Source organism: Bacillus sp. T33-2 (assembly GCF_002860205.1).
Taxonomy (GTDB): domain Bacteria; phylum Bacillota; class Bacilli; order Bacillales; family Cytobacillaceae; genus T33-2.
The window spans coordinates 422,332-448,463 of the sequence record NZ_PGVB01000010.1 but is presented as its reverse complement, the minus strand read 5'-3'; the positions used below and the strand labels follow the sequence as shown (position 1 = coordinate 448,463).

Here is a 26,132-nt window from a genome sequence, read left to right as displayed (position 1 = left end):
GTTAGAGGGCAACACCATGCTGCTGATTTCTTTTTTCTTCAACGAGCGGCATGACTTGTTTCGCGAACCGCTCCATTTCTTCGAGCTGTGGAGAAAACTGGAGCAGAAGCAGCCCTAGTCCCGCCTCTTCATATTTCAAAATCTGGTCGGCAATCTGCTCCGGCGTCCCTACCAGATTAGGGCGCAAGCCCCGGTTTGATACTGAATAATCCTGAAGCTGGAGTTGCTGCTCGAGCTGCGACTTGCTTGTAAAATCCTTGAATCCGGCATATGCGCTGGATTCTTTTACATTAGTGATTCTCTCGAGCTCCGCAAAAGCTTCCTCCGGTGAATCGCGGCATATGACATAGGCAGCCATTCCGAATTCAGCCAGTTCCGGATTGCCAGTGCCGGCACGGCGCGCCTTCATGCCCGCTATTTTTGTTTCTATTTCTTCAACAGTGCCGCCATGCATGACATAGGCATCGCATTTGTCCACGATCGTCTGTTTTCCTTTTTCACTTTCGCCACCGGCGTAAAGGATGGGATTCGGACGCTGGAAAGGTTTAGGGAACAGCTTTGTGTCCTTCAGCTGATAAAATTTCCCCTCATAAGAGAAGCTTTCTTCATTCCAAAGGCCCTTTAACACATCGATAAATTCCCGAGTGCGGTCATAGCGCTCATCATGTTCGGTAAAAATGCCTCCGTATTGGCGCGCTTCTTCCTCCCACCAGGCAGACACGACATTAAGTGTGAACCTGCCATTGCTCAGTTGGTCAATATTTGCTGCCATCTTCGCTGTGATGGCTGGATTATGGAAGCCGGGACGGACCGCTGTCATGATTTCGATTTTATCAGTCACCGCAGCAAGTGCCGCCGCGGTTGTCCATGCTTCAAGTGAATCCTGCTCGGGTCCTTTAATGTCATTCAAATACAATTCAGCAATTAACGTGGTCGAGTAGCCCCATTCTTCAGCCGACTGGGTCACCTTCCTCGCATATTCGAAAGTGGGGGGCATATTTTCATCCTCTATATTCCGCAGCCATCCGCCGAAGATCGGCAGCCAAAATCCATACTTCATTTTGTTTTCTCCTCCGCTAAATTATTGCAACTTTTCCAAGCAATTAAGTTGGTGTATTACTAAAAGATATTTCTATAATCCTCAATATACAAAAAAACTCCCTTTCATGATGAAGAGAGTTTTATTTATCACTCTCTTCCCATCTTTGCAAACACAAAGGTCTGCAGGAATTGGCACAGTGTTCAAACAGAACCTGCTGCCGAGGTTTCATAGGGCCTTTCCCTCCACCTCTCTTGATAAGAAGATCATATGTATTAAATTTTAGTTTGCTAAAGTGATAATATTTTAAATTGGTGTAAAAGTCAATCCTAAAAAATTCAAGGGGAGGCACAATGGTACTACCAGCGGAGCGAGCGCACTTTAGTTTTTTGTTACGGTTTTTTGTCAGTTTAAAATATGTGATGTGTTTCACTTTTTTGAAGCGTGCAGTCGTTTATATTGAGGATAGGCAAAATATATAGGAGTGAGAACTATGAAATTATTCCTGCCAAAACAGCACGGCGCATGGGCTATGCTGATCATCCCTTTCTGGCTTGGAGTGATTGCGTCAAAATTCACATGGGTGCACATACCCTTCTTTTTTGGCTGGCTTTTACTATATTTAGCAACATACCCAATGCTGCTATCATTTAAAAAGAAAAAGATACCATTCTACCGAAAGTGGACTTTGGTCTATATAATTCCAGCGCTATTGCTGTTGTTGTTCCCGCTCTTTGTGGCTCCATCCATTATTTATTTCGGATTTGCCATGGTCCCGTTCTTCATCGTGAATGCATATTTTTCAAGTAAAAACCGGGACCGTGCCCTATTAAACGATTTTAGTGCCATTTTTGTTTTTGGAATTGCAGGACTGGCGAGCAGCTATTTGCCAGGTGCGGAGGTGAAGGAAGAGGCTGTACTGGTTTTTGCAGCTTCGGTGTTATTTTTTACAGGAAGTACATTTTATGTAAAAACAATGATAAGGGAAAAGAAGAATCAGCAATTCAAATGGATTTCCTGGACGTACCATATCTTGGTGCCGCTTCTATGGCTGCTTCTCGGCGAACCTGTTGCCGCAGTTGCTTTCGTTGCCAGTCTCGTCAGGGCATTCGTTTTTTACGGTAAACCACTTTCCATCATGAAGGTAGGTATTTATGAAATTATCAACGCAGCATTGTTCTTTGTCAGTATGATATTCGCTATAGTTCAATAGATTTATATTTAAGCAGTCTTCACAAGCACTGCTTATTTTTTTTGCATGCACAAAAAATTGACATTCCTGAAATACGGAATATTCCGCATTTCAGGAATGAAGTTCAGGTTAAATTCCAGAATCCCGGAAATGATTGAATGGTAAATTGTCGTTATTATTGATATTAAAACGGTTGAAAACTGAGAAACTCCATTAGCACAAGGGTTAAATTAAATATTTATATAATTTAGAATAAAAAGCGTTTTTGGCACGGTTATTGCAACTTAATACAAATGTATTAGTAATTTGATTAGTAAGGAGGGTGGAGTTTTGTAAACGTTTTCTATAAGGAGTTGAAACTTTAATTAAAAGTTGAACAAGGGGGATTTACATGGATTTAATCGTCATTCTGCTGGCACTTGGCCTATTAATGTTTGTGGCATACAGGGGTTTTTCTGTTATTTTGTTCGCGCCGATTTGTGCACTTTTTGCTGTTCTATTGACTGAACCAAGCCATGTATTGCCGTTTTTTTCAAGCGTCTTCATGGAGAAGATGGTCGGATTTATCAAGAACTATTTCCCAGTATTTTTATTAGGGGCGATTTTCGGCAAGGTGGTAGAAATGTCCGGGCTCGCGGAGTCGATTGCAAAAACGATTGTACGCGCGATTGGGGCAAAGCGGGCAATTTTGGCTATCGTGCTGCTCGGTGCTGTACTCACATACAGCGGTGTAAGTTTATTCGTAGCAGTCTTTGCAATCTATCCATTTGCCGCGCATTTGTTCAGAGAAGCAAACATCCCAAAGCGGCTTATTCCCGGCACGATTGCCTTGGGAGCCTTCACCTTTACCATGGATGCGTTGCCGGGCACGCCGCAAATCCAAAACGTCATTCCTGTTTCATTCTTTAAAACCGATATTTATGCAGCACCGATACTGGGTATTGTTGGCGGGATTTTTGTCCTGATTCTTGGCCTGATTTATCTTGAGTCCCGCCGTAAAAAGGCACAAAAAGCAGGAGAGGGCTACTATGGGTTTGATTCAGAGACAGCCGCTGCAGCTGAAGCTCCAAATTTGGCTTCAAAAGAAGAACCGGTCCCTGACCTGTCGACGAGCCAGCCTCTGAGCCGCCAGATACTTGCATTTGTACCACTCATCCTTGTTGGGGTAATGAATAAAGTCTTTGTAACCTATATCCCGCAATGGTATCCGGACGGCTTTGATTTTACGAAAGTAGGAATGGATGCCCTCGGTGTTGTCGATGTTTCCGCATTTGCGGCAATCTGGGCAGTTGAAATGGCTTTGATTGTTGGTATCATCGCCACAATATTATATGACTGGAAACGGGTGACGGCAAACTTTAAAGAGGGCCTGAATACAAGCATCGGGGGTTCGTTGCTCGCTACAATGAATACTGCGGCAGAATATGGTTTTGGCGGTGTCATTGCTGCATTGCCGGGGTTTGCGCTGATCAGTAACGGAATTTCCGGGACTTTTACAAACCCGCTCGTCAATGGAGCTGTCACCACGACTACCCTTGCAGGTATCACAGGTTCGGCTTCTGGGGGAATGGGTATCGCGTTAAGTGCGATGGCTGAAACATACAATAAGGCGATCGCTGCGGCCAATATCCCCCCTGAAGTAATGCACAGAGTCATTTCAATGGCATCCGGCGGAATGGATACACTCCCGCATAACGGAGCTGTCATTACTCTCCTTGCGGTTACAGGGTTAACTCACAGGCAATCATATAAGGATATTTTTGCGATCACTGTAATTAAAACTCTCGCTGTTTTCTTCATCATCGCCCTTTATTCGTTGACCGGTCTTGTGTAAAAACGCCGCATTATGTGGCTTGAAAGGAGAGTTTTGAGTGAGGCAGGGGAAAGTATTAACTTCTTTTAAGGATGCAATAAACGACATCCATGACGGCGCCACGCTGATCGTTGGCGGTTTCGGGCTCTGCGGAATTCCGGAGAAGGCAATCATCGCGTTACGCGACAAGGGAGTAAAGGACCTGACGATTGTCAGCAACAACTGCGGTGTTGATGATTGGGGATTGGGACTTTTGCTCGCGAACAGACAGATTAAAAAGATGATTTCCTCATATGTCGGGGAGAATAAAATTTTTGAACGGCAATTTTTAAGCGGGGAATTGGAGGTGGAACTCGTTCCCCAGGGGACCCTTGCCGAACGGATCCGTGCCGGGGGTGCCGGTATTCCAGGATTTTATACCGAAACCGGTGTAGGGACTCCGGTGGCTGAAGGCAAGGAACATAAACAGTTTGACGGAAAAACATACATCCTCGAAAAAGCAATTGTTGGCGACTTCGCACTCGTGAAGGCGTGGAAAGCGGATCCTTTTGGGAACCTCGTATATAACAAAACCGCCAGGAATTTCAATCCGCTTGCTGCCATGGCCGGAAAAATAACGATTGCGGAAGCAGAGGAAATGCTCGGGATCGGGGAACTCGACCCGGACAATATCCATACTCCGGGCATTTATGTACAGCGGGTGCTTGTGGGTGCAAACTACGAAAAGAGAATAGAACGGCGGACGGTTGCCCAGGTGTAGAAAGGAGGAAACAGCAGCATGGATGTTCGGCTTAAAATTATCAAGCGGGCCGTTTTCGAAATTGAGGATGGAATGAATGTGAATCTGGGGATCGGGATGCCCACTCTCGTAGCCAATGAAATACCACGGGATTACACTGTCATGCTTCAGTCGGAAAATGGGCTGCTCGGAATCGGGCCATACCCGACTGAACATAAGATAGACCCAGACCTGATCAATGCGGGCAAAGAGACTGTTACAGCGGTGCCGGGTGCGTCATATTTTGACAGCGCCGAATCATTTGCGATGATTCGCGGCGGGCACATCGATTTGGCGATCCTGGGCGGGATGGAGGTATCCGAAAACGGGGACCTTGCCAACTGGATGATCCCAGGAAAAATGGTCAAAGGCATGGGCGGGGCGATGGACCTTGTCAATGGTGCGAAAAAAGTCATTGTAGTAATGGAGCATGTCAATAAACACGGAGAATCAAAAGTGAAGAAACAATGCACGCTTCCGCTTACTGGGCAGCGGGTTGTACATCGCTTGATAACGGACCTGGCTGTATTTGATTTTATCAGTAGCGGGATGGTCTTAACAGAACTTCAGGAAGGTGCGACCATTGAGGAGGTTCGCGAAAAAACTGAGGCGGCTTTTACAATAGCACCGGGGTTGCTGGCTAACCAAAATGAACCGGCTATACAAGATTAATAGATTGAAAATCGTATTGTTTTATTAGATTTTATCAGGGAGGAATAGTATGGGGAAGCTTCTTGAAGGAAAAACTGCCTTTATTACAGGATCTGCAAGCGGAATAGGATTGGCAATCGCAAAAGGCTTTGCGGAAGAGGGGGCGAAAGTGGTCATCTCGGATTTGAACACGAAAAAAAGCGAGCAGGTGGTTGCCGAACTCACTGAAGCCGGATTCCAAGCGCTAAGTGCGCCATGTGATGTGACTGATGAGGAGGCATTCAGGGACAGCCTTGAAAAAGCCCATCAGTCACTAGGCCGTTTGGATATACTTGTAAACAATGCCGGGCTTCAATATGTTTCACCACTTGAAGAATTCCCGACAGAAAAATTCGAGCTTTTAATAAAAGTCATGCTTACCGCACCGTTTACAGGGATTAAGGCGGTCTTTCCAATCATGAAACAGCAGGGCTTTGGCAGGGTGATCAATATGGCATCCATTAACGGTTTGATCGGGTTCGCCGGGAAAGCGGCATATAATAGTGCGAAGCATGGTGTCATCGGATTGACAAAAGTTGCAGCATTGGAGGGGGCAGAGCATGGGATTACCGTCAATGCCCTCTGTCCGGGGTATGTAGATACTCCGCTTGTACGAAACCAGCTGAAAGACCTGGCTGCCACAAGAAATGTCCAGCTTGAGCGGGTGCTGGAGGAAGTCATTTATCCGCTTGTCCCGCAGAAACGGTTATTGACAGTTTCCGAGATTGCCGATTATGCCGTCTTCCTGGCGAGTGACAAAGCAAGCGGCGTTACCGGCCAGGCTGTGGTGCTGGACGGCGGATATACAATTCAGTGATTATTGATTGCAGAGATATGCAGTTCAATGATTAGTCATTAAACCCTGTTTGATGTTCGAACAGGGTTTTTTGCTTCCAAGGGCCGGAATATGTACATCATTAACGGCTATGAAAGACAAAATGCTCCCGAGTGCGCTGAAACTGTCCATCATAACATTGATAGATTCAAAATTCCCAATCGTGAGACGGCGCAAACACTGCTTCCTACCATTACTGAAGCAAAAGAACCTGTTTTTTAAATTTTTGGAAATTTTTTAAAGGTAACAGCAGGAATTTGATATAATGAGTGTAACTAGGCTAAAAAGGTGATGGCAATGAAGCTTGGAATAGATCATATACCGTACAAATGGCTTGAGGAAATCATTAATCTTTCAGCGGAGCGGATTGTCGTGGTTGACCGTGGGGGGATTGTACGCTACATCAACGAGGCATACTGCGAGTTTTTGAAGACGACGGTCGAGTATGCCATAGGCCGGCATGTTACCGAGGTAATAGAAAATACCCGCATGCATATTGTGGCAAAAACCGGGCTTGCTGAATTGGCATCCGTCCAGCCTATCAACGGGAGTGAGATGATTGCCAACCGTTTTCCACTGATTGTTGATGGCCAGCTCGTAGGGGCACTTGGCACAGTAATGTTCCGGAATCCCGAAGATTGGTGGGAATACAAACGAAAAATCCAGCCATTGTTAGAAGAGCTTAAGTACTACAAAACAAAATTTGAAAAAGAGCTGAAGAGCAAGTATAGTTTCAATGATTTAATCGGGAACAGCCCAGCATTCTCCTCTGCGAAAGACCTGGCAGAAAGGGTATCTGGCAGCCAATCTGCCGTATTGTTGCTTGGCGAGTCCGGAACTGGCAAGGAACTGTTCGCACATGCCATACATAACAACAGCACCCGCGCATCTTTTCCATTCGTCCCAATTAACTGCGCATCAATTCCGGAGCATTTACTGGAATCGGAATTGTTTGGCTATGAAGATGGGGCCTTCACAGGGGCGAAAAAAGGCGGGAAAAAGGGACAATTTCAAATAGCCAATTGTGGGACCATTTTTCTTGATGAGGTAGGGGACATGCCGCTTTCTATGCAGAGTAAACTGCTGAGGGCCCTTCAGGAAAAAGAAATACAGCGGATAGGGGGGCAAAATTCCATTCCTGTCGATGTAAGGGTTATCGCGGCAACGCACAGAGACCTGGAAAAAATGGTCGAAGACGGCAAATTCCGCAAGGACTTATATTACCGTTTAAATGTCATTAAAATCGAAATTCCTCCCCTTAGAAACAGACGGGGAGATATTGGGTTAATTTCTGCGAGCTTATTAAAGAAATTGGAACGGAAATTTCACCGCAAGGGAATTGAATTGTCAGCAGAAGTAATTGAAAAATTGGAGCAGCATAACTGGCCGGGAAATATTCGTGAGCTTGAAAATGTATTGGAAAGGGCAATAAACGTATTGGATGGCAATATTGTCAGGATAGCCCATTTGCCGCTGTATCTTCGGGACCAGGATACTGAAACAGAGAGCATTTGCGAGTTTATTTCGTCGAAAAATGAAGCCGTGATAAAGGTGCAGCCTTTAAAAGAAACGATGGCCCTTGTAGAGAAGCAATCCATCCTGCATGCCTTGCGTGTGACAAAGGGGAATAAATTGGAGGCAGCAAGATTGCTGCACATCAGCAAAACGAGTTTTTACGAAAAATGCAAAATCCATGATATTGCATACCCTGGCTTAGAATGACCTGTGGAAAACCAGCTGATTATATGGCATGAATAGCAAAGACAATGGCTTTTGGTACAAGAGCCATTGTTTTTTTATATAACGTATTTATAACATTTAGTGATTTTAGTTTATTGCATGTTTAAAACGGGGAATAAGAAATGGCTATAACGTCCCTTCTCCATAAGATTTTTGGAATACATACAAAATTTGGACAGTAGTTTAATTCAATAGAAGAGGTGAGACCCGGTTTTTTATGTATTATATGAAACCCATAATCAAATAAAATATTTCACAAAAAGTTGTTAAATGGGTTGCAATTCTGAAAACAGCTTCTTATAATAAGATAAATCGAATTTATAAATATGTATATTTATGAGTAAATATACATCTATGCTGGAAGGAGGAACTAATGAAAGTTTCCATTATCGGGACAACGGGCTATGGCGGAGGCGAATTAATCAGGATATTGCATTCACATCCAGTGTTTCAAATCCATTCAATCCATACAACAAGAGATGAAATTCGCATTAGCCAGGAATACCCTCATCTATCCGGCATTTTTGAACAGACACTGAAAAAACTGGATGTGGAGAAAATTGCCGAGGGTGCAGACCTCGTTTTTCTGGCAACCCCATCCGGCGTATCTGGAAAGCTTGTGGAAGCTTTTGCAGGAAGGGATATTAAGGTTATCGACCTTTCTGGCGACCTCCGTTTTAAAAATGGTGAAATTTACCGTGAATGGTATCACCATGAGCCAGTAAATGAGGACGTGCTGGGGCAAGGGGTGTACGGATTGTGTGAATGGAACAGGACGCAAATTGCAACAGCTAACTTAATCGCAAATCCAGGCTGTTATCCGACAGCAACGTTGCTGGGCCTTGCCCCCGTTGTTTCACAAAAACTGATTGATTCCAAATCTATCATTATAGATGCAAAATCAGGTGTATCAGGTGCTGGCAGGTCACCTTCGAGAGGGACATTGTTTCCCGAAATAAATGAAAACTTCAAAATTTACAAAGTGAATGAGCATCAGCATATTCCAGAAATCGAACAGCAGATCAAAAGATGGGATGATGCGGCAGGAGCAATCACGTTCAGCACCCACCTTCTTCCGATTACGAGAGGGATCATGGCCACCATCTATGTCCAGCTGAAAAATGATCTGAATACCAAGAAGCTGTTGCAACTATATGAGGAAACCTATTTAAACGAGCCGTTTGTACGAATCAGGCCTGAGGGCCAGTTTCCGGCTGTTAAAGAAGTAAGTGGTTCAAATTACTGTGACATTGGGCTGCATGCAGACAGGCGCACGGGGAGATTAACGATTGTCTCTGTCATCGACAACTTAATGAAGGGGGCTGCCGGGCAGGCAGTCCAAAATGCAAACATCATGTGCGGCCTGGATGAAAAAGCAGGGCTGAAGCTGATACCGTTATATCCATAGCAAATTTAAGCAGCTAAATCCATAAAACTGTAGTTCGGGAGATACGATAACAAAGAAGGCGGCATGAGGAAAGCTGTCCGCCTGGCTACAAAAAGCACGATTGTGGGTGATCAGCAGAGCCGCTCGCCCCTTTTCCATAGCATAAGGAGGGTAACATGAAACAGGCGTTAACGGAAAAAGCACTGATAAAAAAGATTGCGGCCGGGGGAATCTTGACCCCAAAAGGTTTCAAGGCAGACGGGGTCCATGCCGGGCTCAGGTATAATAAACAGGATTTGGGTGTTATCTTAAGCGAAATACCTGCAAGCAGTGCCGCTGTCTATACAACAAGCCATTTTCAGGCTCCTCCTTTGCATGTGACACAGCAAAGTATCGCCAAAGAAGGACTTTTGCAGGCGGTGGTAGTGAACAGTGCTTGCGCAAATGCGTGCACAGGAGCCAGAGGCATGCAGGACGCTTTGAAAATGAGATCCCTTGCAGCACAAAAATTCGGCTTAAAAGAACACTATGTCGCAGTTGCATCAACAGGCGTCATCGGGGAATACCTGCAAATGGACAAAATTGAAGCAGGAATTAACCAACTGGCACCGGGGACTCAGCAAATGGATGCAGAGGATTTCCAGACGGCTATATTAACGACCGATACAGTGATGAAGCATAGCTGCTTTGCAGCCACAATTGGCGGAAAACTGGTGCATGTAGGCGGAACGGCAAAGGGGTCGGGGATGATCCATCCAAATATGGCCACAATGCTGGCCTTCATCACCACTGATGCAGCCGTGGCCCCCGAACATTTGGCAACAGCATTGAAACAGGTAACGGATATAACTTTTAACCAAATTACCGTTGACGGGGATACCTCCACAAATGACATGGTCCTCGTAATGGCAAACGGCGCCGCCAACAATGACCCGCTCTCACCTGATCATCCTGATTGGCAATTGTTTGTGCAGTTATTAAAGGAAAATTGCGAGAGCCTGGCCAAACAAATAGCACGTGACGGTGAAGGTGCCACAAAGCTGATTGAGGTACAGGTAAAAGGTGCGGTGGATAACGAGCAGGCAAGGGCTGTCGCAAAGCAGGTAGTCGGCTCGAATCTGGTCAAAACAGCCATATTCGGTACAGATGCCAACTGGGGAAGAATTATCGGGGCGGTCGGCCAGAGTCAGGCTTATGTTAATCCCGATACAGTAGATGTTTATCTGGGAGCGATAAGCATGTTAAATCAAAGCAACCCGGTGCCGTTCTCCGAAGAGGAAGCATTTACCTATCTGCAAAATGAAGTGGTCAAGATTTTGGTTGATCTCCACGTAGGCGAAAGGGAAGGAATTGCCTGGGGCTGTGACTTGTCATATGATTACGTGAAAATTAATGCAAGCTACAGGACATGAATCTAAAAATTATGCAAGCTACAGAATATAAGTCAAAAAGTTTAGGCAAGGAGAGAGATTGATGAAACTCGTCGTCATTAAATGTGGCGGAAGTGTCCTTGATGAGTTGGCAGACGGATTTATTTCAAGCCTGAATAGCCTTATAGATAACGGATACTTCCCGGTCATTGTCCATGGAGGGGGCCCGGCTATCAATGCGATGCTGGAGCTCCATCAAATCCCTTCTAAATTCCACAATGGCCTGAGAGTCACGTGTAAAAAGACGATGGAAATTGTGGAGATGGTCCTGTCAGGGCAAACCAACCGGCAGCTGTGCGGACTCCTTTCCAGAAAAGGATTCAAAGTTTTCGGCTTGAACGGCAGTGACGGTGAATGCTTGAAGGCCGAGTATATTGATAAAAATCAACTTGGATATGTAGGAAGCATTACATCTGTCGAGAAAGAAATGATATTTATGGTCGCAAAGGAAGGATTTATCCCGGTTATCACACCTGTTGCGGTAACTGCTGATGGAGCGAGGCTTAACATCAATGCCGACTATGCAGCAGCAGCAGTAGCAAAGGCGCTTCGGGCAGAACGGTGCCTGTTCGTCACCAATGTCGATGGTATTTTGATAGAAGGAGAGATACTGGAGGAAGTGACCCAGGAAGAAATCAATGAGCATATTTCAGCCGGAAAAATATATGGCGGAATGATACCGAAAGTGGAATCAGCGATTTCCGCATTAAAAACAGGATTGGACAAAGTCATGATCGTTTCTGGAAAAAAAGCATTCTATCAAAATGGAAAATGGGCCGGAACCGCCATTGTCCAAAAAGAGAGGGTGATATAATGAGCTACCTATTCCCCACATACCAGCGCTGGGAGGTTGAGCCGGCAAGTGCATCCGGATCCCGGATTACCGGAACGGATGGAAAGGAATATCTTGATTTTACTTCCGGCATCGGAGTATGCAATCTCGGGCACAGGCCTAAACAAGTCGAAGAGGCTGTAGCGAAACAGTTGGACAGCTTCTGGCATGTATCCAACCTGTTTCCGCAGCATGTGCAGGAGCAAGCCGCACAATTGCTGGGAACAGCAGCAGGCCTGGATTGCGTATTCTTCGCCAACAGCGGGGCCGAGGCAAATGAGGCTGCCCTCAAGCTTGCCAGGAAAGCGACCGGACGGTCAAAGGTGATATCTTTCATTAAGTCCTTTCACGGGCGGACTTTTGCGACAATGGCTGCAACCGGGCAGGATAAAATCAAGACTGGCTTTGGGCCGATGCTGGAAACATTCATTCATCTTCCATTTAATGATACGAAGGCACTAATGGATGAAATCGACAAAGACACCGCTGCGGTCATCCTGGAAATAATCCAGGGAGAGGGTGGAATCAATGTTGCGAGTGAGGTGTTCCTTAAAACAGTTGAAGAAGCATGCAAACAGAATGGAGCCTTGCTGATCATTGACGAAATCCAAACAGGCATCGGGCGTACAGGCAAACCTTTTGCCTTTCATCACTTCGGAATCAACCCCGACATCATTACAGTCGCCAAGGGGTTGGGCAGCGGCCTTCCAATTGGGGCTGTCGTCGCTAAATCAGGCCTGCGGGAGGTATTCGGGCCTGGCAGCCACGGTTCCACCTTTGGAGGGAACCCCATCTCCACTGCAGCCGCAGTTGCCACGATGGAGACAATTTTTCAGCCATCCTTTCTAAAAGAAGTTTCCGCTCGTGGTGAATACTTGATTGAACAGGCCGAAACGGCCCTCAGTGGTTTTGAGGATGTAAAGGAAATCAGGGGACTTGGATTGATGGCGGGAATTGAAGTAGCCGGCAGTGCAATGCCGATACTTGCGGAGGTCCGCAGTCAAGGGCTGCTCGTATTACCGGCTGGTGAAAATGTAATCAGGCTTCTGCCGCCGCTGAACATTACAAGAGAAGAGATTAATGAAGCCATTCAATTACTGGCACAAACAATGAAAAATTTTGCAGCTGCAACGATTTGAGCTGTATCTTTTTTCGAGACTAATGAATAAATATTAATAAATATATATAAATATACATCTTTTGTGAGGTGCCAAATGGAAGGATATCTACATCTGGCTGACGGAAAAACATTTCAAGGGAAATGGCTTGGAAATACGCCTGAAGCCGAACTTTCAGGAGAGGTTGTATTTTATACCGGAATGACCGGCTATCAGGAAGTCTTGACCGACCCGTCATACAAAGACCAGATTATTGTATTCACATACCCGCTCATCGGGAATTATGGAATTAATAAAGATGATTTTGAAAGCCAAAAGCCGCATGCCAAAGCTGTGATTATCTATGAAGGTGCCCAGGCTGCGTTCCATTATGAAGCAAAGACGACGTTTTGCGATTATTTACAACACTGGAATATTCCTATTTTGTGCCATGTTGACACAAGAGCAGTAACGAAACGGATCCGTGAAAATGGGTCGATGCCTGCTCTCCTTTCATCTGACAGGGAAGCTGGATTTATTGCTGATCCTGTCAAAGAAATGAAAGTCAACCGTGTTTCAGTGAAGCAGCAAATATCGTACGGTACCGGACGTACCCATATCGTCCTCATTGATTACGGCTGTAAAAAATCAATTGTTGAATCGCTGCTAAAAAGAGATTGTAAGGTGACGGTTGTGCCCTTCAACGCAACATTTGAACAAATCTCGGCGCTCAAGCCTGACGGTGTGCTGCTTTCAAACGGACCCGGCGACCCCAAGGATGTCGCAGGACAATTGAAGTCAATCAAAAAAGTGATTGAAAGCTATCCCGTCCTCGGCATTTGCCTTGGGCACCAGTTGGCTGCCCTTGCACTTGGGGCCGATACGAAAAAAATGTTATTTGGCCACAGGGGCGCCAACCACCCTGTGACAGACAAAGCGACAGGAAGAGTGTTTATGTCATCACAAAACCACAGCTTTGTCGTTGATGATCGAAGCCTTGAAAAAACAGGGTTATCCATACGTTTTTACAACAGCAATGACGGCTCAGTGGAAGGACTTTCCCACCCGTCACTTCCGCTGACCACAGTCCAGTTTCATCCTGAAGCTAATCCGGGGCCAGAGGACAGTGCTTTTGTTTTTACTGAATTTATTGAGAATGTAAAGTCATTAAGCGAGAGAGTTGTTAATTATGCCTAAAGATACTAATATCCGTACAGTTTTGGTCATTGGTTCAGGGCCGATCGTCATTGGCCAGGCCGCGGAGTTTGATTATGCCGGCACACAGGCGTGCATTGCCCTCAAAGAGGAAGGGTACAGAGTCATTTTAATGAATAATAACCCAGCCACCGTCATGACTGATGATGTATTTGCTGATGCTGTTTATTTTGAGCCAATGACGGTTGAAAGTGTTGAAAAGGTCATTTTAAGGGAGCGTCCTGATGGTCTGCTTGCCACCCTGGGGGGACAGGTGGGCTTAAACCTTGCATTAAAACTTAGTGAGCAGGGCATCCTCGCAAAACATGGAGTGAAGCTGCTGGGAACTTCCATCGGATCAATCAAGAAAGGGGAAGACAGGGAGGCGTTTCGAAGCTTGATGCATGAGCTGAATGAACCAGTGCCTGAAAGTGAAATCGTCCACTCTGTTGAAGAAGCGCTTATTTTTGCCGAAGATACGGGATTCCCTGTAATCGTACGGCCAGCCTATACACTTGGGGGAACTGGCGGCGGCATTGCACACTCGGCGGAAGAATTGAAAAGCCTTGTTAGTGGCGGCTTGAATGAAAGTCCGATCAGCCAGTGCCTGATTGAAAAAAGCATCGCCGGTTTTAAAGAAATTGAATATGAAATGATGAGAGATTCAAGCGGCACATGCATTGCGGTTTGCAATATGGAAAACATAGATCCCGTTGGCATCCACACTGGTGACTCCATTGTCGTTGCGCCATCGCAGACACTTACTGACCGTGAATACCAGATGCTGAGGACAGCCGCGGTCAAGATCATTTCCGCGCTCGAGATCGTCGGGGGCTGCAATATCCAGTTTGCACTTGACCCCGAGAGCAAAAATTACTATTTGATTGAGGTCAATCCCCGTGTCAGCAGGTCGTCGGCGCTCGCCTCGAAGGCAACTGGCTACCCGATTGCGCGCATGGCTGCCAAGCTTGCTGTGGGCTATCAACTTTCGGAATTGAAAAACCCTGTTACGGGCAATACCTTTGCCAGCTTTGAACCGGCCCTTGATTATGTAGTCGTCAAAATACCAAAATGGCCGTTCGATAAATTCCCGGGCATCCACCGCACTCTCGGGACCCAGATGAAGGCTACAGGCGAAGTCATGGGGATTGACCGCAATTTTGAAAGGGCCCTGTTGAAGGCGGTCCGTTCCTTGAACATAAAAACAGTGGACCTGAACAAACCGGCACTGAAAGGCAAAACAACTGCAGAGTTAACCAATCTGGTAAAAAAACAGACGGACGAAAGGCTTTTTGTGCTGATGGAGCTGCTGCGGCGGGGAGTAAGTCCGGCTTCACTTCATGACCTGACCAAAATAGATATGTTTTTCCTGACAAAGCTTAAACAATTGCAAGTATTAGAAACGAAAGTGTCAGCAACCAGCATGCACGATATTACCACGTCCGAGCTCCTTCAACTAAAGGAAAAAGGCTTCAGCGATTTATTTCTGGCAAGCGAGTGGGGAGTGAGCGAATCAGACGTTCGTAATTTAAGAAAGCAGCATGGAGTAAGGCCGGCGTATAAAATGGTTGATACCTGCGCTGCGGAGTTCGAATCCGGTTCAAACTATTTTTATTCCAGTTTTTTCGGTGAAAACGAAGCGCCAAAAACGGCAAACCGGAAAGTGCTGGTCATAGGCAGCGGGCCAATCAGCATCGGCCAGGGCATTGAGTTTGATTATTGCGCGGTTCACGGTGTGTTCGCCATCAGGGATGAAAATGTTGAAACTGTCATGATCAACAATAACCCCGAAACCGTAAGCACTGATTTTGCGATATCCGACAGGCTCTATTTTGAACCATTAACGCTTGAGGATGTATTAAATGTCATTGAAGCGGAAGGAATTGAGGAGGCCATCGTCCAGCTGGGCGGGCAAACTGCATTGAACCTGGCAAAAGGCCTTGAGGAAAATGGCATCAAGCTGCTCGGGACATCTTCCGAAATGATTGACCTGTTTGAGGACAGGGATCATTTTTACCAGCTGCTTGATTCTTTGGAAATTCCGCGTGTAAAGGGTGTAACTGCAGAAGATGAAAGTGGTCTCGTGACAGCTGCCGGGTCGATTGGCTATCCTGTCCTTATCCGTCCATCCTATGTAATTGGCGGACAGAACATGATGGTCACCGAAGACGAAATTACGTTGATGGATGTACTCAAAAGTGGAAGCATTCAGTTCCCGATACTGGTTGACCAGTACCTGGAAGCAAAAGAAGCTGAGCTGGATCTTGCAGGAGATGGAGAAAACATTCTCGTTCCAGCCATTATCGAGCATATCGAAAAGACCGGGGTCCATTCCGGCGACAGTTATTGCATCATTCCGGCCAAGAATTTTTCACCAGCTGCAAAAGCGAAAATGCTGGAGTATGCAGGGAAAATTGTCAGGGGGATAGGTTACAGGGGACTCATGAATATTCAATATATCATTGATGGCGAGAAGGTTTACATTCTGGAGGTTAACCCCCGCTCCAGCCGGACAATGCCGATTGTAAGCAAAATTACCGGCATTCCGCTTGTCGAAAAAGCTACGAAAATATTGCTCGGGAAATATAGTTTGTCGAAAGCAGAAGTTTTATGGCAGCAGGAATACGAGGTTCCATTTACTTGCATAAAGCATCCGGTATTCTCAAATTTTGCATTGAAGGGACTGGATTTGAAGACCAGTCCGCAGATGATTTCAACAGGCGAGGGGATAAGCATAGCTGCGTCGGAAGGAGAAGCGCTTAAAAAATCTTTCTATTCGGTTACTGGAGAAAATTATACAAGAGATATTCTTTATACGAATGAAGGGGATATCGAAGGAATATTGGACCTGTCACCCGCAGACGGCATCAATTTTACCCGTGCCGACGTTAAGAGGCTTGATCCTGCAAAAATCTCAGGTGTTTATTGCTGCGGCAGCTCCGCGAAAGATCTGTTCCTGCGTGAGTGGGCTGTTAAAAATAGAAAGCTGGTATTCACTGAGAAAGAAACCCTTCTTGCCTACTTGAAAGGCGGCAAGGCTCTGGGTTGGGAAGTTAAACCGATGGGTGAATGGCTTCAACAAATACAAAGAAATGTGGTGGTAAAATGAGCGCCGTCCAGCAGAATGTGATCGATAAAGGATTAAAAGGCAAAGATTTGTTGACCTTGGCTGATTATTCAAGTGAAGAAATTTTACTCATATTAAACAAGGCCGGGCAGTTGAAAAATAAATCATTATTTACGAAAAGTGAGCCTTTGAAAGGAAAGACTCTCGGAATGATTTTCGAGAAACCATCAACCCGGACGAGAGTATCATTCGAAGCCGGCATGATCCAGCTTGGCGGCCACGCTTTATATTTGAACAGCAATGACCTGCAGATCGGCCGCGGTGAAACGGTGGCGGACACGGCGCGTGTATTGTCCCAGTATTTAGATGCGATCATGATCAGGACTTTTTCACACGCAATAGTTGAAGAGCTTGCTGAATATGCGACCATCCCGGTGATTAACGGCTTGACAGATAAATTTCACCCTTGCCAGGCACTGGCGGATCTGCAAACAATAATTGAAAATAAGGGAAGGCTTAAGGGGCTTAAACTGGCATATATAGGCGACGGCAACAATGTGGCCCACTCATTGTTGATCGCTTCAGCTAAAACGGGTATGGATATGGTGCTCGCGGCACACGGGAGTTACTGGCCGGATCAGAATATCGTAAAACAGGCGGAGCTTTTTGCCCAAAATACAGGATCAAAGATTGAAATTACTGAAGATCCTTATTCCGCAGTGAAGGATGCGGATATCATTTATACGGATGTTTGGACCAGCATGGGCCAGGAAGAGGAAAATGCAGTGCGCTTGGAAGCCTTTAAAGATTTCCAGGTAAATGATGGCCTGACCCGGCTTGCAAAAAGAGATTATTTATTCATGCATTGCCTGCCGGCCCACCGCGGGGAGGAAGTAACTGCAGCTGTCATAGACGGACCAAATTCTGTTGTTTTTGAACAGGCAGGAAACAGGCTCCACGCCCAGAAAGCCCTGTTGGCGGAAATACTGGCCGATTGATACAGACAAGGAAGTCTGCCCGATAAAATTCAATGATAAAGGAAATAATATCCCCATGTAGGCCATCAATCTAAGGAGGCATTTGAAATGGGGCAAAACCGCCAATTTCGTCCTGGACAGAAGGCTCCGAACAACGGAGTGTATATTGAAATCGGGGAAACCGGCAGCAATGTCATCAATCCAAAACGGCTTGAAATGAAGGCGGGTGACCGGTTTCCAGAGACATCGAACCACAACCGGATCTGGACTTACGAGCCAAAACCGTGAATTATTATATAAAGACCGGTGCAGCATATTCAAATAATTACAAATCAAGCCATCCGACCTGGATGGCTTTACTTTTTGGTAAAAAATTTCTATAATTTAATTAAATGGTCAAAAAAGGTCAAAGGGGTGAGAGGGAAAATGGACTTGAACCAAATGACGGAGCGTATGCAACAGTCATTTGCAGATGCCCAGACGCTTGCGGTAAAGAATAATCACCAGGAAGTGGATGACATTCATGTTTTCCTGTCCTTGCTTTCAGCGGAGGAAAGCCTTGCAGCTTCTATCCTTCAAAGAATGGCAATTAATGTTAACGAAATCACATCCGAACTGACGACACTTCTGCAAAAAAAGCCTCAGGTCACACTGAGCGGCGCGGAAACCGGAAAATTGTATATAACTGCTATGCTTCAGCGTGTTTTGGCCCGAGCTGAAGTGGAAATGCAACGTTTCAACGACGAATACCTGTCAGTCGAGCATTTTCTTTTGGCTGAGCTCGGTACAGAAGGAACAGACGCCGGAAAACTTTTAAAAAAGCATGGATTGGATAAAAACAGCCTATTAACCGTCATTACAGACATAAGGGGGAATCAGCGGGTGACCTCACAGAATCCGGAAGCAACATACGACGCATTAAAGAAATATGGACGGGATCTTGTTGAAGAAGTTAAAAAAGGAAAAATCGATCCTGTCATTGGCAGGGATGGCGAGATTCGGAATGTGATCCGCATCCTTTCAAGAAAAACAAAAAATAACCCAGTTCTCATCGGAGAACCTGGTGTTGGAAAGACAGCCATCGTTGAAGGCCTCGCCCAGAGGATCGTCCGCCGGGATGTCCCGGAAGGCTTGAAGGACCGGACAATATTCGCTCTCGACATGAGTGCCCTCGTCGCCGGGGCAAAGTTTCGCGGTGAATTTGAAGAGCGGCTGAAGGCTGTTTTAAATGAAGTGAAAAAAAGCGAAGGGAAAATTTTGCTTTTTATTGATGAACTTCATACGATTGTCGGGGCCGGAAAGACAGAGGGCGCCATGGACGCCGGCAATATGCTGAAACCGATGCTTGCCCGCGGCGAGCTGCACTGCATTGGTGCGACTACCCTTGATGAACATCGGAAATACATTGAAAAGGACCCTGCGCTTGAACGGAGGTTCCAGCAGGTCCTCGTGCAGGAGCCCAATGTCGAGGATACGATTTCGATTTTACGTGGCCTAAAAGAAAGATTTGAAATCCACCACGGCGTCAATATCCATGACCGGGCCATCGTGGCAGCGGCAACCTTGTCTGACCGATACATTACCGACCGATTTCTGCCGGACAAGGCGATCGACCTTGTCGATGAAGCAAGCGCGATGATCAGGACCGAAATTGATTCGATGCCTTCAGAACTCGACGAAGTGACCAGGAAGGTTATGCAGCTGGAAATTGAGGAAGCCGCCCTTCGGAAAGAAAAAGACGAAGCCAGCAGGGAAAGGCTTGAATCTTTGCAAAAGGAACTTGCAAGCCTGCGGGACCGGGCCAGCTCAATGAAAGCGAGATGGCAGGCTGAAAAAGAAGCGATCCAGAGAGTGCGGGAGCATCGTGAATTGCTGGAACGGCTGCGCCGCGAGCTGGAAAAAGCAGAGAATGATTATGATTTAAATAAAGCGGCGGAATTACGGCATGGCCAAATTCCTTCTGTTGAAAAGGAATTACACAATCTTGAGTTGCAGGTAAGTGAAAAAGAAGGGGACAGGCTGTTAAGGGAAGAGGTCACCGAAGAGGAGATTGCTTCAATTGTAGCCAGATGGACAGGCATTCCGGTGTCCAGGCTTGTTGAAGGCGAACGTGAAAAGCTGCTTCGCCTTGAGTCCATTCTCCACGAAAGGGTTGTCGGCCAGGATGAGGCGGTATCGCTTGTGGCAGATGCTGTGTTAAGGGCCCGTGCCGGAATAAAAGACCCGAACAGGCCAATCGGCTCGCTTATCTTTCTTGGTCCTACCGGGGTTGGGAAAACAGAGCTTGCCAAGACACTCGCCTATTCATTGTTTGACAGCGAAGACCAGATGATCCGGATTGACATGTCGGAATACATGGAAAAGCATGCAGTATCAAGAATGATCGGCGCGCCACCTGGGTATGTAGGGTTCGAGGAGGGCGGCCAGCTGACCGAAGCTGTGAGAAGAAGGCCTTACTCCGTTATACTGCTTGATGAAATTGAAAAAGCTCATCCGGATGTATTTAATATACTCCTCCAGATGCTTGATGATGGCAGGATCACAGATTCGCAGGGGAGGGTTGTCGATTTCAAAAACACCGTGATCATCATGACTTCAAATATTGGGTCCCAGTCTCTATTGGAAGGTTACGATAATCCTGGGAAAATACCTGATGCCGCGGCAGAAAGGGTTATGTCACAGCTGCGCAGCCATTTCAGGCCTGAATTTTTAAACAGGGTAGACGAAATCATCATGTTCAAGCCCCTTGAACTGGATGAAATCAAACAAATCGTTGCAAGGCTTGTGGCCGATCTGCAAAATCGGCTGTCTGAACAGCATATCAGGCTGACAATCAGTGAAGGGGCGAAACAATTTATTGCGGTAAACGGGTTTGACCCTGTATACGGGGCCAGGCCGCTAAAACGGTATATGCAGAGGAATATTGAGACAATGCTTGCGAAAGAAATCATTTCCGGTAATATAAAAGAAAAAAGCCAGCTTGAAATTGTTGTTGATGAGGGAAAAATCGCTCTGAAGTAAAAGTAGGCACAAAAAAGTCATCCCCTCGTTCGGGATGACTTTTTACCTTTACTCAGTGTAATCCTTGTTTGTCAGAAGGTTCATTTGGTATGACAAAAGGTACGGCGAAAATGAGAATCGCAGCGATAATAGCCAGAATGCTGCCTGTCTCAAAATCGAATGCAACTCCGAGCATGGAACTCGCAACATAAGTCAGCATTTGGACGAGAAGGAATGTCCAAAACAGTGTCCAGAAGTATTTCATAGATTTTCACCTCAAACATATTTGAATCCCTTTTCATCTTATCATAGGAAGCAAACATAATAAAAGCATTTATCATGAATGATTTATTCCATAAAAGCCCTGCATGGAAATACGCATGTTTTCCTTAAAGACTGATTGCCCGATATATCGCTTATTCATCATCCATAATCGCTGGTATAATGCTTGTATAAACATTGGGCAGATAATCCAATTCGCTTATTGTTCCATAATAGGCAAAGTCCCTTTCATTTTATGTGAAACTTCATACATTAATATGAACAATTTCAGGTAAAAGGAGTTTTTAGAATGGAGAGCCGAAACTTCAAACTGGATACCGAATGGAACATGGTCCATTATCCTGCGAAGCCAAATGGTTTCGGTATCTTAATCATTGGGGACGAAAGGCATTTTGTGGATGGAAAGAGCAGTTTTTGGATCCAAAACGAAGGGAAGCTTGTCTTCATCAATAAATTAAGAGACGCGGGTTATACTATTTTTTATTCAAACCTGTACGGAAGAAACTGGGGAAGCGAAAAAGCGGTAACACTTGTAAAACATCTATGCCATCATATCCTCAAAAACGAAATTCTCAATTATAAAATCCATATAATAGCTGAAGGGATGGGAGCACTTACTGCCTTCCAACTTGTGAACGATCCGGATTTACATATCCGCTCTATGCTGCTGGTCAATCCTGTCCTTTCATTGAAGAAGCATCTTGAACATGAAAAAGAACATAAGTTTTTTTATAAAAAAATATTGAAAGAACTTGGTGATGCGTTCAGGGAAGACGGCCGGGAACTGGAAGAAGTTCTCGCCGGCTCCCCGGCTGGGCCGGAACTCAATCCGCAAATTCCGGTAAAAGTGATTCAAGTTTTGGCTGGAAACCGTTCCTATAAACAGTCTGAGTATTTAAGATATTTATCCAGGCGCTGGGAGCAGCAAAAACTGCCGGTTTCATTAAGTTATGTGGTGCCCGAGAAAAAACAGCAGCTTGGAAGCCAGGCGATTCGCTTTTTTAACAGCCATGAACATATATTGTAAGGGAAACCCGCTGATTACCAAGTACAATCGCCTTGGAAAGTTAAATATAATTTTGCCTTTGCCGTCATAGGATACACTGAAGAGATTGCAGGGAGGGGAAATGATGGACAGGGCAACGATCGTGGGTGTTTTTGGATTTGTAGGCTACAGCCTCTGTACTGCTTTACTTGAACGAGGAATACAGGTGAAAGGCGTAAATCAAACAGAGCAAAATCAAGGTGCTTTTTTTGAAGAAATGCGCATGGAGATAGGCAGAAATGCCAATTTTTCAGAAATGTCATTTGAACAATGGCTCTTGGAAGGGGAAAATCTTGAACAAGAAGCTCCTATAATCCTGTCATTTTATGATATATATATGAAAAATTCAGAGGATCGGCTGCTGGAACAACCGGGTATCATCAGCAAATTGAAAGAATGGTCCGGCATCAATGGCAATTTGACGTTGTTATTGCCGGCACAATTGGCTCAATTTGACGGGAAAACCGACATGCCTCCTATCGAACTGTTTATCCAATCTTTAAAAGAAAGCAGAATTCAGCATAAGGAAATTTATTTACCTACCATTTTCGGGCCTTGGCAGCCTGAGGAATATTTTTTTCAGCAGTTAATTTTACAAGAGAAACAGAAATTGGATGCACCGGTTTTAAGCGAAAAGGAATGGACTGGCGATGCCATGTTTATTGATGATGCAGTCGATTCATTGATAAAATTGATTGAAGAGCCAGAAACGGGGCGGTTTTTGCTAAAAAGCATGGAAACGAATTTGTGGGATAAGTGCACACGTTCTATCCTCCCCGGCTACGAAGGAAATGCTGACACAAACAAAAAAAATGTAGTTTGGAGTCCGTCCATCAACATCGTTGCTGTTGCCAGCCAGACCGATTTCCTTACCGGTTTAGAAAAACAGATCACTCATTTTGAAAGAATAGCCGGCATGGATATTTGAAAATACTGGAGAAATTTCTTTTCAAATCCATGCTCCCCGGAGTAAAATATAAAAGATTGTGAAAGTTACCGGGACGAATGAGAAAGACAGCGCGAAGATTCGTTACCTTTGTTGTGTTTTGATAAGGAGATGCATATAATGTTGCAACGACTTAGCCTGATATTTTTATGCCTTCTTTTGCTTGGCGGATGTGGACAACCTCTATCGACCGAGAAAATCGAAAAGGTCGGCCTGCTTGTCCCTGAAACTATCAATGACCAGACTTGGGGCACAAAAGGTTATAACGGTTTGCTGAAAATCCAGAGCAACTATGATGTTAATGTCTATTATAAAGAAAGCATGAATTCTGAGTTGATTGTTGCACAGGCAGTAAAAGAATTTGAGGAAAAGGGCGTTAACTTTATCTTTGGACACGGAAGTGAGTACACGGAATATTTTAACCGATTATCGAAAGACTATCCCCATATTCACTTTGTCAGTTTCAATGGAGATGCCAGAAATAAAAACACGACGAGCTTGAATTTTGAATCTTATGCAATGGGATTCTTTGGCGGCATGGTTGCCGCGCATATGTCCAGGTCCAACAAGGTGGCAATCCTTGCCGCATATGAATGGCAGCCTGAAGTGGAAGGGTTTTATGAAGGCGCCATTTTTGAAAACAAAGATATTGAAGTTGATATCCAGTACATTGGGCACTGGGATGACGATGAAAAAGCATTGCAAGTGCTGGATAACGTGCTTGACAGCGGTGCGGATGTCGTATATCCCGCAGGGGATGGATACAATGTACCTGTAATTGAAAAAGTGAAAGAGCGCGGATTGTACGTAATTGGCTACATCTCGGACCAGGCCGACCTGGGGAAGTCGACTGTACTGACGAGTACCGTCCAGCATGTTGATGTTCTTTATGAGCTTGCAGCTGAGAGATTTAACGAAGGAAAGCTGGAATCAGGTAACCTGTCTTTTGATTTTAAAGATGGTGTCATCTCTATGGGCAAATTCAGTCCAAAGGTAGATGAAAAATTCAGGACCACCCTGGAGAAGTATATTAATACATACGAAAAATCGGGCAAATTGCCGAATGAAATCGAGTAAAAGGAGCGAACAGTATGCAAACCAATGACAAATCAATGGAATTCATGCAAATAGCAATGAAATATTTTCCGGAAGTAAAACAACAGCTTGACCAGGCAGGCATCGAAGTTTCGATGGTAATGCTCCAGCCTTTTCTGTCACTTTTTACAAATGTAATGAACGAAGCGTATGAGCTGGGGAAAGCAGATGCAAAAAAAGAATTGCAGGGAGAATAGGCTGGCCGCGCCCAATGGCCTGCATGAAAAGCTGTAGCGATTGCCACAGCTTTTTTATTTTCTAAAAAACTGGTCAATAAACGGACGGACTTTACTTACAAGCGGTTTCAGTTCCTTTGCCGATGTTAGCAGTGTATCAATCTGGACCATCAATTCTTCAAGATCAATCTGTTCTAAGAAACCCTCCACTCCGGTATTTTGCTTTTTAGGGCGGTTTCCCGTGCCCCTAGGCCCGCCAAACATAAAGCGGAAGACAGGGTCTGTTTCCTGGAATTTTTCATGTTTGTCCATGGAAGAATTCTCTGATTCTATACGTTCCTCATTTGCCATCTCATTTTCACCTTTCTTTTGACCATTCCCGTTTCAGTGTATGAAATTTGGATGATATCTGTTTAGACAAGAGCCGTATATGGATAGCGGAATTTAATTTTGCTGTTGCATCATTTCCTTTCCTTCTGATAAAATTAGCACCAAGTCATAATATTTGATAACAATTGTTGGGCAGCGAAATTTGCCCGGTATCATAAAGATTAAAGGAGATGGCTCCATGAATGCAGGGATTGTAGGGATTGGCCGTTGCTTGCCCGATAAAGTGGTTACAAACCATGATTTAGAAAAAAAGATGGATACTTCTGATGAATGGATCCGCACAAGGACTGGGATCGAAGAGCGGCGGATTGCTGCAGAAGGCCAGGACACTTCTGACATGGCTTATGAAGCCGCATTAAAAGCGATTGAGAATGCCAACATTTCACCTGAAGAAATAGATTTAATCCTGGTTTCCACGGTTACGCCTGACACGCCTTTCCCAACTGTGTCATGCATGCTTCAGGACCGGCTTGGCGCCAGGAAAGCGGCTGCGATGGATTTAAGCGCGGCGTGTGCAGGCTTCATGTACGGCATGGTGACTGCCAAGCAATTTATTGAAACCGGTGCCTATAAATATGTTTTAATTGTAGGGGTAGAAAAATTGTCCAAAATCACTGATTGGACCGACAGGAATACAGCTGTCTTATTTGGTGACGGAGCCGGTGCAGTCATTGTCGGGCCCGTAGCAGAAGGCAGGGGGATCCTCTCTTTTGAGCTTGGTGCAGACGGTTCAGGAGGAAAATACCTGTACCAGGACGAATTCATAGTAATGAACGGACGAGAAGTATTTAAATTCGCTGTGCGCCAGATGGGAGAAAGCAGCGTCAACGTTCTTGAGAAAGCAGGACTGTCAAAAGAAGACGTCGATTTCCTCGTTCCTCACCAGGCGAACATCCGGATTATGGAAGCTGCCAGGCAAAGGCTGGAACTGCCGCCTGAAAAAATGTCCAAAACAGTCCATAAATACGGCAACACGTCTGCTGCATCAATACCAATATCAATAGTGGAAGAACTGGAAGCAGGCAAGATAAAAGACGGTGACTTGATTGTAATGGTAGGCTTTGGCGGCGGTTTGACGTGGGGGGCCATAGCTTTGCGATGGGGTAAATAACACTCGAACACGAGAA

The 26,132-nt window shown here is 45.3% G+C and carries 23 protein-coding genes and 1 riboswitch; of the genes, 20 read left to right on the top strand and 3 right to left on the bottom strand.

Translation table 11 applies throughout. The features are described 5' to 3' along the window. Position 1: 1 nt before the first annotated feature. A complete protein-coding gene (locus tag CVD19_RS09175; protein WP_101581540.1) occupies positions 2 to 1,060 on the bottom strand; it encodes an LLM class flavin-dependent oxidoreductase in 1,059 nt (352 codons plus the stop codon). Between the two features lie 136 nt (positions 1,061 to 1,196). After that, positions 1,197 to 1,303, bottom strand: a riboswitch (SAM riboswitch). Between the two features lie 229 nt (positions 1,304 to 1,532). Between CVD19_RS09175 and CVD19_RS09170 the strand changes: the two genes are divergently transcribed. The 15 genes from CVD19_RS09170 (at position 1,533) to clpB (ending at position 21,092) form a co-directional block, all read left to right on the top strand. Continuing rightward, complete coding sequence (locus CVD19_RS09170; protein WP_101581539.1) at positions 1,533 to 2,252, top strand: YwiC-like family protein; 720 nt, start codon at positions 1,533 to 1,535, stop codon at positions 2,250 to 2,252. Positions 2,253 to 2,622: 370 nt separating this feature from the next. Next, positions 2,623 to 4,065: a GntP family permease gene (locus tag CVD19_RS09165; protein WP_101581538.1), complete on the top strand. Its 1,443-nt coding sequence runs from the start codon at positions 2,623 to 2,625 to the stop codon at positions 4,063 to 4,065. A 37-nt stretch (positions 4,066 to 4,102) separates the two neighbouring features. Further along, positions 4,103 to 4,804 (top strand): CoA transferase subunit A, encoded by a 702-nt coding sequence (locus CVD19_RS09160; RefSeq protein ID WP_101581537.1) that lies wholly within the window; start codon positions 4,103 to 4,105, stop codon positions 4,802 to 4,804. 18 nt (positions 4,805 to 4,822) lie between these two features. Next, entirely contained in the window at positions 4,823 to 5,494 is a 672-nt protein-coding gene (locus tag CVD19_RS09155) for a 3-oxoacid CoA-transferase subunit B (protein ID WP_101581536.1), read from the top strand. Between the two features lie 49 nt (positions 5,495 to 5,543). After that, complete coding sequence (locus tag CVD19_RS09150) at positions 5,544 to 6,329, top strand: 3-hydroxybutyrate dehydrogenase (RefSeq protein ID WP_101581535.1); 786 nt, start codon at positions 5,544 to 5,546, stop codon at positions 6,327 to 6,329. Between the two features lie 315 nt (positions 6,330 to 6,644). Next, positions 6,645 to 8,069, top strand: a complete 1,425-nt coding sequence (locus CVD19_RS09145; RefSeq protein WP_101581534.1) for a sigma-54 interaction domain-containing protein — start codon at positions 6,645 to 6,647, stop codon at positions 8,067 to 8,069. Positions 8,070 to 8,460: 391 nt separating this feature from the next. Then, positions 8,461 to 9,495 carry an N-acetyl-gamma-glutamyl-phosphate reductase gene (argC, locus tag CVD19_RS09140; RefSeq protein WP_101581533.1) on the top strand — a complete coding sequence of 345 codons (1,035 nt, stop codon included), beginning with the start codon at positions 8,461 to 8,463 and terminating at the stop codon, positions 9,493 to 9,495. A 155-nt stretch (positions 9,496 to 9,650) separates the two neighbouring features. Continuing rightward, positions 9,651 to 10,886: a bifunctional ornithine acetyltransferase/N-acetylglutamate synthase gene (gene argJ / locus CVD19_RS09135; protein WP_101581532.1), complete on the top strand. Its 1,236-nt coding sequence runs from the start codon at positions 9,651 to 9,653 to the stop codon at positions 10,884 to 10,886. 61 nt (positions 10,887 to 10,947) lie between these two features. Then, complete coding sequence (gene argB, locus CVD19_RS09130) at positions 10,948 to 11,718, top strand: acetylglutamate kinase (RefSeq protein ID WP_101581531.1); 771 nt, start codon at positions 10,948 to 10,950, stop codon at positions 11,716 to 11,718. After that, positions 11,718 to 12,875, top strand: coding sequence for an acetylornithine transaminase (locus tag CVD19_RS09125; protein ID WP_101581530.1), 1,158 nt, complete (start codon positions 11,718 to 11,720; stop codon positions 12,873 to 12,875). Before argB ends, CVD19_RS09125 begins: the two co-directional genes overlap by 1 nt. Before the next feature lie 75 nt (positions 12,876 to 12,950). After that, complete coding sequence (locus CVD19_RS09120) at positions 12,951 to 14,030, top strand: carbamoyl phosphate synthase small subunit (protein WP_101581529.1); 1,080 nt, start codon at positions 12,951 to 12,953, stop codon at positions 14,028 to 14,030. After that, positions 14,023 to 17,136 carry a carbamoyl phosphate synthase large subunit gene (locus CVD19_RS09115; protein ID WP_101581528.1) on the top strand — a complete coding sequence of 1,038 codons (3,114 nt, stop codon included), beginning with the start codon at positions 14,023 to 14,025 and terminating at the stop codon, positions 17,134 to 17,136. The genes CVD19_RS09120 and CVD19_RS09115 overlap by 8 nt, the downstream gene beginning before the upstream one ends. After that, a complete protein-coding gene (argF, locus tag CVD19_RS09110; RefSeq protein ID WP_101581527.1) occupies positions 17,133 to 18,092 on the top strand; it encodes an ornithine carbamoyltransferase in 960 nt (319 codons plus the stop codon). The genes CVD19_RS09115 and argF overlap by 4 nt, the downstream gene beginning before the upstream one ends. Positions 18,093 to 18,179: 87 nt before the next feature. Then, entirely contained in the window at positions 18,180 to 18,359 is a 180-nt protein-coding gene (locus CVD19_RS09105; RefSeq protein WP_101581526.1) for a YjzC family protein, read from the top strand. 138 nt (positions 18,360 to 18,497) lie between these two features. After that, entirely contained in the window at positions 18,498 to 21,092 is a 2,595-nt protein-coding gene (gene clpB, locus CVD19_RS09100; RefSeq protein ID WP_101581655.1) for an ATP-dependent chaperone ClpB, read from the top strand. Positions 21,093 to 21,144: 52 nt separating this feature from the next. Here the strand turns inward: clpB and CVD19_RS09095 are convergent, their stop codons facing one another. Then, positions 21,145 to 21,336 (bottom strand): YjzD family protein, encoded by a 192-nt coding sequence (locus tag CVD19_RS09095; protein WP_101581525.1) that lies wholly within the window; start codon positions 21,334 to 21,336, stop codon positions 21,145 to 21,147. Between the two features lie 306 nt (positions 21,337 to 21,642). Between CVD19_RS09095 and CVD19_RS09090 the strand changes: the two genes are divergently transcribed. From CVD19_RS09090 to CVD19_RS09075, 4 genes are all read left to right on the top strand, one after another. Further along, a complete protein-coding gene (locus CVD19_RS09090; protein ID WP_101581524.1) occupies positions 21,643 to 22,380 on the top strand; it encodes a hydrolase in 738 nt (245 codons plus the stop codon). Positions 22,381 to 22,483: 103 nt separating this feature from the next. Beyond that, positions 22,484 to 23,326, top strand: a complete 843-nt coding sequence (locus CVD19_RS09085; RefSeq protein ID WP_101581523.1) for a hypothetical protein — start codon at positions 22,484 to 22,486, stop codon at positions 23,324 to 23,326. 138 nt (positions 23,327 to 23,464) lie between these two features. Further along, a complete protein-coding gene (locus CVD19_RS09080) occupies positions 23,465 to 24,421 on the top strand; it encodes a BMP family ABC transporter substrate-binding protein (protein ID WP_101581522.1) in 957 nt (318 codons plus the stop codon). A 14-nt stretch (positions 24,422 to 24,435) separates the two neighbouring features. Then, positions 24,436 to 24,636, top strand: a complete 201-nt coding sequence (locus CVD19_RS09075; protein ID WP_101581521.1) for a ComZ family protein — start codon at positions 24,436 to 24,438, stop codon at positions 24,634 to 24,636. A gap of 54 nt (positions 24,637 to 24,690) precedes the next feature. Here CVD19_RS09075 and CVD19_RS09070 read toward each other — a convergent pair whose 3' ends face one another. Further along, on the bottom strand, positions 24,691 to 24,966 hold the full coding sequence (locus CVD19_RS09070) for a hypothetical protein (RefSeq protein ID WP_101581520.1): 276 nt from the start codon (positions 24,964 to 24,966) through the stop codon (positions 24,691 to 24,693). A 217-nt stretch (positions 24,967 to 25,183) separates the two neighbouring features. Between CVD19_RS09070 and CVD19_RS09065 the strand changes: the two genes are divergently transcribed. After that, the gene (locus tag CVD19_RS09065) at positions 25,184 to 26,116 is read left to right on the top strand and encodes a beta-ketoacyl-ACP synthase III (protein ID WP_101581519.1); all 933 of its coding nucleotides are present in this window, start codon (positions 25,184 to 25,186) and stop codon (positions 26,114 to 26,116) included. Positions 26,117 to 26,132: the final 16 nt, after the last annotated feature.